Annotated in this window: 10 protein-coding genes; 3 read left to right on the forward strand and 7 right to left on the reverse strand. The window is 69.9% G+C overall.

From position 1 onward, the window contains the following. Positions 1-2 precede the first annotated feature (2 nt). Together ABI385_RS02155 and ABI385_RS02160 are read left to right on the forward strand one after the other, a co-directional pair. Positions 3-1,196 carry an acyl-CoA desaturase gene (locus tag ABI385_RS02155; RefSeq protein ID WP_348102085.1) on the forward strand — a complete coding sequence of 398 codons (1,194 nt, stop codon included), beginning with the start codon at positions 3-5 and terminating at the stop codon, positions 1,194-1,196. A gap of 31 nt (positions 1,197-1,227) precedes the next feature. Continuing rightward, positions 1,228-5,349 (forward strand): DNA helicase, encoded by a 4,122-nt coding sequence (locus ABI385_RS02160; RefSeq protein WP_348102086.1) that lies wholly within the window; start codon positions 1,228-1,230, stop codon positions 5,347-5,349. Between the two features lie 40 nt (positions 5,350-5,389). On the opposite strand, the gene ABI385_RS02165 is transcribed toward ABI385_RS02160, so the two are convergent. The 6 genes from ABI385_RS02165 to ABI385_RS02190 all read right to left on the reverse strand — a co-directional run bounded on the left by ABI385_RS02165 (position 5,390) and on the right by ABI385_RS02190 (position 10,105). Then, positions 5,390-5,803: a VOC family protein gene (locus tag ABI385_RS02165; RefSeq protein WP_348102087.1), complete on the reverse strand. Its 414-nt coding sequence runs from the start codon at positions 5,801-5,803 to the stop codon at positions 5,390-5,392. A 4-nt stretch (positions 5,804-5,807) separates the two neighbouring features. Further along, positions 5,808-6,254 carry a large conductance mechanosensitive channel protein MscL gene (gene mscL / locus ABI385_RS02170; RefSeq protein WP_348102088.1) on the reverse strand — a complete coding sequence of 149 codons (447 nt, stop codon included), beginning with the start codon at positions 6,252-6,254 and terminating at the stop codon, positions 5,808-5,810. A gap of 120 nt (positions 6,255-6,374) precedes the next feature. Next, on the reverse strand, positions 6,375-7,070 hold the full coding sequence (locus tag ABI385_RS02175) for an SAF domain-containing protein (protein ID WP_348102089.1): 696 nt from the start codon (positions 7,068-7,070) through the stop codon (positions 6,375-6,377). A 4-nt stretch (positions 7,071-7,074) separates the two neighbouring features. After that, complete coding sequence (locus ABI385_RS02180; RefSeq protein ID WP_348102090.1) at positions 7,075-7,932, reverse strand: S-methyl-5'-thioadenosine phosphorylase; 858 nt, start codon at positions 7,930-7,932, stop codon at positions 7,075-7,077. A gap of 88 nt (positions 7,933-8,020) precedes the next feature. Then, positions 8,021-8,452, reverse strand: coding sequence for an FmdB family zinc ribbon protein (locus tag ABI385_RS02185; protein WP_348102091.1), 432 nt, complete (start codon positions 8,450-8,452; stop codon positions 8,021-8,023). 135 nt (positions 8,453-8,587) lie between these two features. Continuing rightward, positions 8,588-10,105 (reverse strand): potassium/proton antiporter, encoded by a 1,518-nt coding sequence (locus ABI385_RS02190; protein WP_348102092.1) that lies wholly within the window; start codon positions 10,103-10,105, stop codon positions 8,588-8,590. 75 nt (positions 10,106-10,180) lie between these two features. On the opposite strand from ABI385_RS02190, the gene ABI385_RS02195 reads away from it, so the two are divergent. After that, positions 10,181-12,829 (forward strand): penicillin acylase family protein, encoded by a 2,649-nt coding sequence (locus ABI385_RS02195; RefSeq protein WP_348102093.1) that lies wholly within the window; start codon positions 10,181-10,183, stop codon positions 12,827-12,829. Here the strand turns inward: ABI385_RS02195 and ABI385_RS02200 are convergent. Next, the gene (locus ABI385_RS02200) at positions 12,801-13,502 is read right to left on the reverse strand and encodes a 5-formyltetrahydrofolate cyclo-ligase (RefSeq protein ID WP_348102094.1); all 702 of its coding nucleotides are present in this window, start codon (positions 13,500-13,502) and stop codon (positions 12,801-12,803) included. The two genes, ABI385_RS02195 and ABI385_RS02200, sit on opposite strands and share 29 nt — an antisense overlap. Between the last annotated feature and the right edge of the window lie 23 nt (positions 13,503-13,525).

Genomic DNA, 13,525 nt, shown 5'->3' on the forward strand with positions numbered 1-13,525 from the left:
CCATGACCATGCCACTCGCCAAGCTCGCCCCCACTCCCACCAGCAGGCCCAGCACGAGGACGACCGAGAAGCAGGCCCCACGCCGTCGACCGATCCTCGCCGAGGTGGGTCACCCCGCCCAACGGCCTCCGGCAGCTGCGCATCTCACCGATGCCGACGTGGCCCAGCTCGGCCGCGAGCTGGACGCGATCCGCGACGCCATCATCGCCGACCGCGGAGCCAGCGACGCCGCATACATCCGCCGCGTCATCCGCGCCCAGCGCAGCCTCGAGCTCGGTGGCCGCGCGTGCCTCGTCTTCGCCTCGCTGCCACCGGCGTGGGTGGCCGGAGTCGCCATGCTGTCCGTCGCCAAGATCCTGGAGAACATGGAGATCGGCCACAACGTCCTGCACGGTCAGTGGGACTGGATGCGTGACCCCGACATCCACTCGACGACGTGGGAGTGGGACTTCGTCACACCGGCCGCCTCGTGGCAGCACACCCACAACGACCTGCACCACACGTGGACCAACGTCATCGGCAAGGACCGCGACGTGGGTTACAACATCCTGCGGATGGACCCCAAGCAGGAATGGCAGCCCTGGAACCTCGGGAACCCGCTCTACAACGCGATGCTCGCGCCCGTCTTCGAGTGGGGCATCGCGGTTTACGACCTCGAGCTGCAGGACGTGCTCGAAGGCAAGAAGAGCAAGACCGACCTGCGCCGTGACCTCAAGGCCATGGGTCGCAAGGTCGTGACGCAGTTCGCGAAGGACTACGTGGCAACCCCGGCCGTGGCGGCGCTGACGGGCTCGTTCGTCCCCGCGCTGCTCGGCACGTTGACCGCCAACGCGATTCGCAACGTGTGGGCGCACGCCGTCATCTTCTGCGGTCATTTTCCGGACGGGACGGACACGTTCACCGAGGAGATGATCGAGGGTGAGACCCGCGGCGACTGGTACGTGCGCCAGATGATGGGCTCGGCCAACATCTCGGGCAGCAAGGCCATGCACCTGATGACCGGCAACCTCTCGCATCAGATCGAGCACCACCTGTTCCCCGACCTGCCGTCGAACCGGTACGCCGAGGTCGCTGTCCAGGTCCGTGAGATCTGCCAGCGCTATGGCCTGCCCTACACGACGGGGCCCCTGTGGAAGCAGGTGGGCTCGACGTGGGGGAAGGTCTTCCGGCTCGCGCTCCCGGACCGTCAGGCCTGAGACTCATACCCGGGTTGGTTAGCCTGCCAGGGTGAGCCCCGCCCCCTTCGAGAGCGAGACCCCGCAGCCCACCGGACGTGTGGAGGCGGTCCTCTCGGCCGTCGCGACCTGGCGGCGCGAGCTGTCATCGGTGGGCGGACCCAACACGCTGCTCTGGTATGCCGACCAGCGCACCGGCTCGCTCGACCTGACCACCGCGCACCCGAGCGGAGTCTCGATGGTTCTCGCCGGACGGCCGGTACGCCTGTCCGACCTCGTGCGCGAGCGCGCAGCCTTCGCGGACGCCCGCCGGCGGGCCACCGAGATCCGCGACCGCTCGCTGGAGGTGTCGGCCCTGCGGGGTCTCTCCGTCGGGTTCCTCGCCGTCGGGATGGCGACCTGGGACCACCGGGGGGCGGGCCTCGTTCCGCAGGCGCCGGTGCTGCTGAGGTCCTGTCACCTGCGGCCGACCGATGCGGCAAGCAGCGACTTCGACGTCGACCTCGGCGTCGAGGTGGAGCTCAACCCCGTGCTCGAAGAATATCTCCGGGCTGCCCACGGGATCGACCTCGAGGCGCGAGCTCTCGCCGAAATGGCCTTGCTCACCAATGGTTTCGACCCATACCCCGTATATGCGGCGCTGGCCCGGCTCTGCGCGGCGGTGCCGGGGTTCACCGTGACACCGCGCCTGGTCGTGAGCACGTTCCCCTACTCCAAGCTGCACATGGTCTCCGACCTGGCCGGGCAAGAGGAGCGACTCGGCAGCCACGAGGTGGTCGCGGCGCTCGCCGAACGCGCGGTGGAGTCGGACAGAGGGCTGGACCGCGGGTCGGACATCGAGCCAGACAGCGCGCAGGTGCGAGGTGATGTCGACCCCGACCCCGACCCCGGTTCGGAGCGGATGGTCCTCGACTCAGACGCGGCGCAGAGCGAGGCGCTGGACCTCGTCCTGCGCAGACGCGACCTGGTCGTCGAAGCGCCACCCGGCACCGGCGCCAGCCAGACCGTTGCCAACATCGTCGCGACATGCGCCGGCAGCCGCAGGTCCGTCCTGCTGGTGGCCCAGGAGCGGAGCGAGATCGAAGCGGTGCAGCGTGCGTTGTCGTCCGTGGGTCTCGGTGGGCTGGTGCTCGGCCTCGACGACATGTCGTTCGACCACCGTGGGACGGCCGAGCGGTTGGCCGGCCTGCTCGAGCCTGGCGACATCGAGGCTGAGCACGGCGATCACGACGATCACGACGATCACGATGGTGACGCCGGTGACGACGGTGACGACGACAACAGCGACCACGACCGCGATGAGCAAAAGGGCCGGGGGGTCGACGCGAGCGGCCCGGTCACGGTGCGCCTGCGGAGGCACCGTGACGTCCTGCGCGACCGGCTGGAGGCGTTGCACCGGACCCGCCCGCCGTGGGGGGTCACCGTCCACGAGGCGCAGAGCGCGATCACCGTGCTGGGCTCGAGGTCGCCCGCACCCTCCTCGCGCGTCCGCATCCGCGGGGCCGCACTCGAACGACTGTCGCGAGAGCGGCTTGACCAGCTCTCGTCCCAGCTGAGCGACGCGGTCGCCGTAGGGGCGTGGTCCGACACCGAGGGTGGCGACCCCTGGTACGGCGCGCGGATCGGCACCGAAGCAGAGGCCGAACGCGCCGGCGAGATCGTCAGCCGACTGGGGAGTGGTGGGTTCGACGCGGCCGCGGAGACCCTGGACCGGATCCTGAGCGAGTCGTCGCTCCCGCCGGCCACGACGGTCTCCGGCTGGGACTCCACCTTGGCCACGATGACTGGCGTCCGCGACACCCTCGAGGTGTTCCGGCCGGAGATCTTCGACGTGCCGCTCGACGAGCACGTCGCCGCGACCGGGTCGCGGGAGTACCGCAAGAACCACCCCAGCGACCTCGGGGCGGCCAACCGGATCCGCGTCCGCCGGTTGGCGGCCAGGCTGCTCCGTCCGGGTCGACCCCCCGAAGATCTGCACGCGGAGCTGCTGCGTGCCCGGGGCCAACGCAAGGCGTGGCACGACCTCGTCGGCGCAGGTGGGCGACCTGAGATCTCACCCCAGCTCGACGAGGCCCAGTCGACCTACGACGCACTCGACGCCGATCTGACCTGGCTCGGCGAGCGCCTCGCCCCGACGGCCGCAGGAGGTGACCTGCACGGCATACCGGTGCGAGAGCTTCGAGCGCGACTCCGATCGCTGGCCGACCGGCCCGAGCGGTTGGCCGTCCTCCCCCAGGTAGTCCCCGTCCTCGACGAGCTGCGGGCCGCAGGCATGGGTGAGGTTCTGGACGACTTCGCGGCGCGTGGCGTGGATGCCGACGAGGTGGGCCCGGAGCTGGAGCACATCTGGTGGGTCTCGATCGAGCGGCAGGTGGCCGACTCCGACCCCCGCTACGGACAACACGACGGTGCGGGGCTGCGTCGCAGCCTGGCTGACTTCGTGCGAGCTGACCGAGAGCATCTGCGCGCCAACGCATTCCGGGTGAGGCAGGAGGTCGGGTCATGGCGCGGAGAGGCTCTGGATGCGCACCGTGCCCAGGCCGCTCTGGTCCGTGCTGAGGCCTCCCGACGGGACCGTCCGGCACAGGTCCGCTCGATCGTGGACTCGGCCGGTGAGCTGCTGGTCGCCTGTGCGCCGTGCTGGGCGATGAGCCCACTCGTCGTCGCGGAGGTGCTGCCGCCGGGTGAGCGCTTCGACGTCGTGGTGGTCCTGGGAGCCGACCGGGTGTCGACAGCCATGGTGGTGAGCGCCCTGTCTCGCGGACGTCAGGTCGTTGTCGTCGGGGACCCCGAGGGCGCCGGGCCCACCAGCTTCGCCACCGGGCCGGTGACCTGGTCCGACGAGGCGGCGACAACCCCTTTGCCTGCGTCGTCGTTCCTCGCGGACGCCTCCTCGGTGTTGCCCGTCCGCCGGCTGACCTGGGCGCATGGGCTCGCTGACGAGCGACTGCTCGCTCTGACGAACCGTGCCGCGCCGGCCGGAGCCCTCGTCGGTGCCCTCATCGGTGCCCTCATCGGTGTGCCGTCGCCGGACCCGGCGTCGCCGGTCACCCTCGACACCGTCGACGGGCGAGCAGACCTCGAGCCCGGTGAGGACACGACGATCGACTCGACGGATGCCGAGGTGGAACGAGTCGTCGCCCTCGTGCTCGATCACGCGCGTGCCCATCCGGAGCAGACGCTCGCGGTGGTCACGGTCACTCGACGCCACGCCGAGCGCCTCGCAGTCGCACTGCGAACCCAGCGTGAGCATGGGGACGAGGACCTGCGGGGTTTCCTCGACCCCGCCCGTCCCGAACCGGTGCTCGTCATCGCGATGGCTGACCTCGCCGGGCGCTCGCGGGACCGGGTCATCCTGTCCGTGGGCTACGGACGGACCCGACACGGTCGGGTTCTCTACCGGTTCCCGGAGCTGTCGACAGCCGGTGCGCGCGCCAGTCTGACTGCCGCTCTGGCTGCTGCTCGCGCCCACGTGACCGTGGTCTCGTCCTTCACTGCCGACGACCTTGATCCGGAGCGACTGAGTGATGCTGCCACCGTGCTTCGAGAGGCTCTGCGGTTTGCCGCCAGGGACGACGAGGGCGCTGCCGGCGCAGAGACGGGCGACAATGAGCTTTCCTCTGGCGACCCGTTGCTGGCCGACCTGGCCGACCGGTTGCGCCGCGAAGGACTGGTGGTCGCCGAGGGCCTCGGGATCGGCCCCCGCACGATCGACCTCGCCGTCGCCGACCCCCACGACGAGTGTCGTTGGCTGGTTGCCGTCGAAGGCGACCGGCCCGGGTATGCCGCGGGGCTGGGGACGCGCGAGCGCGACCGGCTGTGGGCGCAGGAGCTACGGCGCCGGGGATGGCGTCACGTGCGGGTCTGGAGCACCGACCTCTACCGCGACCCTGCACGGGAGGTAGCCCGCGTGGTCGCGGCCACGAGAACCCTGGGTAGTCCAGCAGCAGCCGGTCTGCCTGACGAGAGCACAACGGCCGGTACGCCTGCCGGGGGTGTGGAGAGTGACATCGACGAACGGCCCACGACCACGTCGCGGCGTGTCATACGGCCCGGATCAGCCGAACCGGTGGCGCAGACCTCGGACGATACCGACTCCGGGTGGGGCGAACGCGTCGACGAAAACGCTCACGAACGCTGGCTTAACGACCAGCGGCCGCCCCACTGGGAGTAGCTGGCGGCTGGCCGGGCCCCGACGCCACCGGCCTCTGCGGTCAGTCTCGGGAGCGCCGATCAGGACGCCGGGACGCGAAGGTATGGTGCACGGCCTCGACGTTGTGGCCGTCCAGATCGCGCAGGAACACGGCGTAGTAGCCCGGGTGGTACTCCGGGAAGATCCTCGGAGCGTGCAGCACCTCGACGCCCCGGTCGAGCGCCGCCTGGTGGACGGCGTCGACGGCCGCTCGGTCGGGAGCCGTGAACGCGACGTGGATCTCTCGCGTCTCCGGCCCGTTGCTCGGCCCAACCCAGAACGCCGGGAACCCTCCGGCGTCGGCGATGCCGACGACCGAGGACTCGCCGACCGGGTGGCGCTGGGCCTCGACGAAGCCCAGCGGCGCGAACACGTCGAGGTAGAAGGCCACCGCCGCGTCTACGTCGGCGGCCTGGATTCCGAGGTGGTCGAACACCGGCTCAGGCGCGAGGCCTCTGCGGGGCTACCGGTGCGCCGTCTCCGGGAGGGCCGACGACAGTGGTGTCCGCACCGCCCAGCAGGTCGCGGATCTGGGTCAACAGCAAGACCTCCTCGCTCGGTGACTCGGGTGCTTCTTCCTCACCCTGCTTGCGCATCGCCAGGAGACGGTTCATCGGGACGATGATGACAAAGTAGACGGCCGCGGCAATCAGGACGAAGTCGAGGATTGCCTGGAGGACGGCGCCGATCGAGAACTCGGCGTTGTTGATCGTGAAGTGGCCGACTCCGCTGATATTGGGTGAGCCGGCGATCGCCGCGATCAGTGGAGAGATGATGTTCTCTACGATCGCATTGATGATGCCGGTGAAGGCTGCGCCGATGACAACGGCGACCGCGAGGTCGATCACGTTGCCCCTCATGATGAAGTCCTTGAAGCCTTTAAGCATTGCTGTCCTTTGTCGGGTCGAGGTGCCAGCTGGCCGGTGCCTGGTGAGTCGAGGCTAGCGAACCGATCCGCTAGGTTCACCCAATGGTCCGTCAGGTGCGCAACTGCTGCCTCCCTCGGTTCAGGGCCGCAGGCCGAGGACAAAGCCCGACGTCGTCCCGGCTCCTGCCCCCGCGGCTCCCAGCGCGATAGCGACCGACCGTGCCTCTTGCGCGCTGAGCGCGACGACAAGACGTGGCGCGTTAGTGCTCGAGCCGCCGAGTAGTCCAGCACCGTCCGTCCCGTCCGTGCCGGTGCCGTCCCCGGTGACAGACAGCACCGTGGCCAGCTCCGCCACCGTCTCTCCGGAACCCGGGGCGAACAGGGTCACCACGTCGGAAGGCCGGAGGTCGCGCATCAGTCCGGTATCGACGACGGGCACGCTGACGGCCAGGAGTCCCGCGGGTAGGGCGCCCAGCTGGGCGGGGCCGCGGAACCGTGCGGTCGTGAGGAGCTCACCGCCGAGGACGGGACCGGACGTCACGTGGCCGACGGCGTCCGAGGAACGGTGGACGGCACCGGTGGGTACGTGACCAGGCGGCCGCAGCTCGACCGTCACGTCACCCGGTGCCAGGGTGGCACCGATGGGCAGGTCGCGAGTGGTGACCACGATCTCGACCCCCACCTCGGCGGACCGTGGGAGGAGTGGCGCGACCACGAACCAGACAGCGAGCCCGGCCAGCGTCGCGCTGACCAGGCGCATCAGCAGGGCGCGGCGCCAGAGCCGGTGTCGGGAGACCGGTGCCCGCGGGCCGCGTCGCGGGAGCAGGGAGCGCACCGCGTCAGGTGGGTAGCACGAGGGGCAACGTCAGCCCGTCCAGGCTGCGCCGGCATGCGCAGGTGGCCTCGTCGTCGGACTCGGCGGCCGGGAGGGCGGCAATCGCGTCGACCAGCACGCCCTTGAGTCGTTCGATGTTCTGGGCGAAGACCTGCAGCACCTCCTCGTGACTCACTCCCGTCTCACCCTCGACCCCTGCGTCGTGGTCGGTCACGAGCGCGATGGTGGTGAAGCACATCGCGAGCTCACGCGCGAGGGAGGCCTCCGGCATACCGGTCATGCCGACGACGCTCCATCCCGCCTCCTGGTGCCAGATGCTCTCCGCGCGGGTGGAGAAGCGAGGCCCGTTGATGACTACCAGCGTGCCGGAGCCGTGCGCGTCGACCCCTGTCGATCGAGCCGCACCCAGCGCTGCCTCGCGGCCACGGGGGCAGTAAGGGTCGGCGAAACCCACGTGGACGACCGGGCCGAGGGCGTCGTAGACCGAGTGAGCCCGGCCCCAGGTGCGGTCCACCACCTGGTCCGGGACGACGACGGCGCCTGGCCCCAGCTCGCGCCTCAGCGAACCGACCGCGCAGGGGGCGAGCACCTGGCGGACACCGACCGAACGCAGTGCCCAGAGGTTCGCGCGGTAGGGCACCAGGTGGGGCGGGAACCGGTGACCCTGTCCGTGCCGGGCGATGAACGCCACGCTGCGCCCGTCGAGGTCACCGATGACGACGTCGTCGCTCGGGTCCCCGAACGGCGTCGTCACCTGCACCCGGGTCGCGTCCTGCAGGAACTCGTAGAAGCCGGATCCGCCGATGACACCGATCTCGGCGCGCGGACCCGACTCGGTGACGGTGGTGGGGGAGGTGGTCATGGCGCCGACACTATGCGCGCCGTCCGTGCACCGGTATGCCTCGCCAGCCGCCTGTGGATCGTGGGACGAGGCGGTCGGGGGGTGTGGACTACGACGCGGTGGAGGCCGACGACGCCGAGGAGCCGGACGTCGACGGGGTCGACGCCGCAGTGCCGGACCCCTTCGTACCGGACCCCTTCGTACCGGAACCTTTGGATTCGGAGCCCTTCGAGTCGGAGCCCTTCGAGTCGGAGCCCTTGGAGTCGGAGCCCTTCGAGTCGGAACCCTTGGATTCGGAGCCCTGCGAGTCGGAACCCTTGGATTCGGAAGCCTTCGAGTCTGAACCGTTGCCATCAGAGGTGGAAGCCCGGGAGTCGTTGCGGTAGAAGCCCGACCCCTTGAACGAGACCCCGATCGAGCCGTAGACCTTGCGCAGCCGCCCGCGGCACTCGGGGCAGGAGGTGAGCGCATCGTCCGTGAACTTCTGCGCCACGTCGAAGGCGTGGCCGCACTCGGTGCAGGCGTACGCGTACGTCGGCACGGGTTCTCCTTGGGTCGTGAGCATGGGTGGTGCGCCGGCCCGCTCTAGGGCGAATGGGTCGGCGAATGGGTCGGCGAATGGGTCGCGAATGGATCACTGCGCTGGTCAAGTGTAAATGGCACCACTTCCAACAGTTCAGGCCCATCCCGCGAGTCGGCCGTCGCGGTCCACGGCCCGGATTCGCTCTTCCGCCCGTTGCCGTACGTCCGCCGTTGTGACGACGAGCAGCTGGTCGCCGTGCCGCAGCACGGTGCGCCCCTGGGGCACGGCACCCTTGCCGTCCCGGACCACCAGCGTGACGTTGGCCCCCGGCGGCAGGCGCAGCTCGAAGATCTCGACGCCGTGCAGCTTCGAGTCGTCGCCGATCGTCACCTGGATCACGTCGGCGCCCATGGCCTCCAGCGGCGTGGTCTCCACGGCGAGCTCCACCTGCTGGACCGACTCGACCAGGCTGAGCCGCCGCGCCACCCACGGAAGGGTCGGCGCCTGGATCAGGGTGAAGATGACGACGAGGACGAACACCACGTCGAAGATCCGCTCCGCGCCGGCGGTGCCCAGCGTCACAGGGATGGTCGCGAGGACGACTGGCACGGCACCGCGTAGTCCCGCCCACGACAAAAACGCCTGGTCGCGCCACTGGAACCGGAACGGCGCCAGCGACGCGACAACCGACAGAGGTCGGGCCACGAGCAGCAGGACGAACCCGATGACGAGCGCGGGAACGACCTGCCCGGGAAGATCCTTGGGTGACGCCAACAGGCCGAGCAGCACGAACAGGCCGATCTGGGCGATCGAGCCGAGCGCCGAGGAGAAGCCATGCACGGCCGCCCGGTGTGGCAGCCCCATGTTGCCGAGCACCAGCGCCGACAGATAAGCCGCGATGAACCCCGACGTATGGATGCTGGCTGCCACGGCGTACGCCAGCACGACGAGGGCGACGACCCCGATGGAGAACAGCGCCGACGAGGTGCCGGCCACCCGTCGCAGGGTCCAGCCACCCAGCCAGCCGAGCGCAAGCCCGACCAGCGCGCCACCGACGAGCTCGGCCGCTGCCTCGAGGGTGAGGTACCACCAGGGATGGGTCTCCCCGCCCGCCACGGAGGACCCGGCCAGAGCCACGACGAGGATGACGACCGGCGCGTCGTTGAACCCCGACTCCGCCTCGAGGATCCCGGCCAGCCGCCTAGGGAGCGGCACCGTGCGCAGCACCGAGAACACCGCTGCAGCGTCGGTGGAGCTGAGGATGGCGCCGACGAGGAGCGCGACGGTCCACGGGATGTCGAGAACGAGGTCGGCCGCCACGGCCACGGCGGCGACGGACACGACGACACCCAGCGTGGACAGCACGGCGGCTGGCGCGACCGAGTGGCGGATGGTGCCCCAGCTCGTCCCGAGCCCGCCCTCGGCGAGGATGAGGACGAGGGCGGAGTAGCCGAGGACCTGCGTCAGCGAGGCGTTGTCGAACGTGATCCCCAGACCGGCCTCGCCGAGCAGCAGACCGATCCCGAGGAACAGCAACAGCGAGGGCAGGCCGGACCGGACGGAGAGGCGTACGGCCGTCACCGAGACGAGCAGAACCAGGGACCCGATGAGCAGTGAAGCGGTCAGGTCGTCGAGGGTGAACTGGGTGAGGACTCCGGGAAGCGTAGGCATCACCCCGACCCTCCGTCCATGCCGTCCCGCCGGTCGGTCCCGGGCGGTGGACCCGGGGTGACCTAGTCTCGCAGGGTGACGAAGGCGAAAGTGGCGGGGCGGGTCGGCCTCGGTCTGCTCATCCTGGTGGCCTTTCTGGTGGTCGCGGTCGCCATCGTCCTCACCGGAGTCGTGCGCCAGTCCTGGCCTCAGACGAACGGCCAGATCCAGCTGAACGGGTTCGGTGCCAACGTCGAGGTCGTCCGGGACGCCCAAGGCATACCTCAGATCTATGCCGACACCAGTGACGACCTGTTCCGCGCCCAGGGTTTCGTTGCCGCGCAGGACCGGTTCTTCGAGATGGACTTCCGCCGGCACGTGACAGCCGGGCGCCTCTCCGAGATGGTCGGGTCCGGCGGCCTGGAGACCGACAAGGTGGTCCGCACGATGGGGTGGCGCTCGGTCGCCGAGCAGGAGCTGCCGATGCTGTCGCCGTCGACGCGGCAGTACCTCGACGCATACGCCGACGGCGTCAACGACTACATCTCCCGGGCGAGCAGCCCGAGCGCCATGGGCCTCGAGTATGCGGTCCTCGCCCAGCAGGCGCCCGGCTACACGGTCGAGCGCTGGTCGGCGGTCGACTCCCTGGCCTGGCTCAAGGCAATGGCCTGGGACCTACGCAGCAACTACGACGACGAGCTGACCCGTGCCCGGCTCGGCACGACCTTGTCGGCCGACCGGCTCGCCGTGCTGTTCCCCGACTACTCCGTCGCCGGGCACCCGCCGATCCTGGCGCCCAACGAGTGGTCGCCGGGGGCGTTGCCGGCGGCCTCTGCGGTCCCTCCCGCTCTCACGAACTCGCCGACCACGATGATGACTCCGCCTGCGTCGACGGTGCCAACCGCCAACCCACCAGCCGTGTCCGGCGTGTCCACCGCCAGCCTGTATGCCGGGCTCAAGTCCGCGCTCGACCAGGTCCCCGCCGTGCTGGGCCGCGGCGACGGCATCGGCTCGAACTCCTGGGTCGTCGCCGGGTCACGCACCACGACCGGAAAACCGTTGCTGGCCAACGACCCCCACCTCGGCACCTCCATCCCCGGGATCTGGTACCAGACAGGGCTGCACTGCCGCACGGTCAGCTCGTCGTGTCCGTTCAACGTCTCGGGCTTCACCTTTGCTGGGCTCCCCGGTGTCGTCATCGGCCACAACACCGACATCGCGTGGGGGTTCACCAACCTCGGACCCGACGTCTCGGACTTCTACCTCGAGAAGGTCTCCGACTCCACCTACCTGCGCGACGGGCAGCAGGTGCCGCTCCAGACGCATACCGAGACGATCAAGGTCGCGGGCGGCAACGACGTCCGGCTCCAGGTGCGAACCACCGTGCACGGACCGATCATGTCTGACGTCGTGGAGTCGATCGGCATGGTCGGGCGCAACGCGCTGGTCAGGTTGGTCCCCCAACAGGACACCTACGCCGTCTCGCTCGCCTGGACGGGGTTGACCCCGAGCACCACCGCCGACGCGATCTTCGAGCTGAACACGGCGAAGAACTTCTCCCAGTTCCGCACCGCCGCCTCGAAGTTCGCCGTCCCCGCCCAGAACCTCGTCTACGCCGACACGGCTGGACACATCGGCTACCAGGCGCCGGGAATGATCCCGGTTCGATCGACCTCGGTGCCCAACACGCCGCCCGGCTACTGGCCGGCTCCCGGTTGGGACAGCCAGTACGACTGGAAGGGCTTCGTCCCGTTCGCCCAGCTGCCGTGGACCTACGACCCGCCACAGGGCTACATCGTGACAGCCAACAACGAGGTGACCGCCGCGACCGGTCCGGACGTGCCGTTCCTCACCACCGACTGGGACTACGGGTGGCGCAGCTCCCGGATCGAACAGCTCATCACAGCGACGCCGAAGATCTCGCCCGCGAAGATGAGCCAGATCCAGCTCGACACCTACAACGGCTTCGCCCCCACCCTCGTCCAGAGCCTGCTCGCAGTCGACCTCTCGGGGGACGAGTTCACCCAGCAGGCCTCGCAGCTGCTCGGCGACTGGGACTTCACGCAGCCGGCTGACAAGGGCAAGTCGTCGGTTCGCGCGGCCTACTTCAACGCGGTCTGGGCGCGCGTCGTGGAGTACACGTTCAACGACGAGCTGCCCGCGGACCTACGAGCCAGCGGCGGTGCCCGTTACATGGCGGCGATGCTCGTCCTGCTGAAGGACCCGACGAACGCGTGGTGGGACGACAAGCGCACACCCGGGGTGGTCGAGACGCGCGACGAGATCCTGCGCAAGGCCTTGGTCCAGGCGCGGCTCGACCTGGCCAAGCACCTTGGCAAGGACCCCGTCACCTGGAACTGGGGGGACCTGCACACCCTGACCCTGAAGAACCAGGTCCTCGGCGGGGACAACGTCCCGGCGGTCGTGCGGATGATCTTCAACCGCGGCCCGGTCGGCCTGCCAGGGGGGCCGTCGATCGTGAACGCCAACGGCTGGGACGCGTCGACGGGCACCTTCGACGTGAGCCAGGCGCCGTCGATGCGGATGGTCGTCGACCTGTCCGACCTCGACAGGTCGACCTGGGTGACCCTCACCGGAACCAGCGGACACCCGTACTCGGCGCACTATGTCGACCAGCTCGACGCCTGGGCCGAAGGGCGGACCTACTCCTGGCCGTTCAGCCGCGCCGCCGTCGAGGCCGCGCAGGTGGACGTGCTCACCCTTGCTCCGGCTGGACGTCCCTGAGCTCGTTCGCGGCAACCTCGGCCGGGGCGTCGACGACGTGGTCATCTCCGACGCGGACCGTTCCCAGCCCGGGGGTGACGACCGCATCGACCAGCACGTCGTGCCCTTCCATCGGCACCCGCTCGTCGGCGCCGAGCAGCTCCTCGTCGTAGAGCAGGGTGACCACGAGCGCCGAGGAGCTTCGACGGACCAGCGCCCGGTCGTAGGACCCGCCGCCGCGGCCCAACCGGTGGCCGAGCCGGTCGACCGCGAACCCCGGGGTCACCACGAGTGCCGCCCCCGAGATCGCGTCCACGCCGAGGGTCTCGACGTCCAGTCCGGCGACCACGCCCGCCGCCCGGTGCGCAAGCGTCCAGTCCAGGTCGAGGTCCGGCAGGGTGACGGGGAAGACCACCTCGTGGCCTGCGGCCAACAGGGCCTCGACCAGCCGCTCGGTCGGCGGCTCGCTCGCCATCGACCGGTATGCCGCGACCCGGCACGGCTGGCCGCCCGCCTGGTCGGCAAGCAGCGCCAGCACAGCAGAGGTCAAGGCGGCTGCGTCGCGCTGACGGACCGCCGCGTCCCCACGCTTCGCCCGCGCTCGTCGGGCAGCCAGAACCCGGCGGCGTAGGGCCGACTTCGCCGCGTTCACCGTGCCCCCGTCGCTCCCGGTGCTCGCCGCGCCGTCGTCCACGTCCGTCATCGTAGGGTGGCAGC

The organism is Lapillicoccus sp., assembly GCF_039935575.1.
Classification (GTDB): domain Bacteria; phylum Actinomycetota; class Actinomycetes; order Actinomycetales; family Dermatophilaceae; genus Lapillicoccus.

What these genes read in the sequence shown, in the direction of transcription:
- ABI385_RS02155 (WP_348102085.1), top strand. Translation starts at nt 3, where the DNA reads ATGACCATGCCACTCGCCAAGCTCGCCCCCACTCCCACCAGCAGGCCC.
- mscL (WP_348102088.1), bottom strand. Translation starts at nt 6,254, where the DNA reads ATGCTTAAAGGCTTCAAGGACTTCATCATGAGGGGCAACGTGATCGAC.
- ABI385_RS02180 (WP_348102090.1), bottom strand. Translation starts at nt 7,932, where the DNA reads ATGACCACCTCCCCCACCACCGTCACCGAGTCGGGTCCGCGCGCCGAG.
- ABI385_RS02190 (WP_348102092.1), bottom strand. Translation starts at nt 10,105, where the DNA reads ATGCCTACGCTTCCCGGAGTCCTCACCCAGTTCACCCTCGACGACCTG.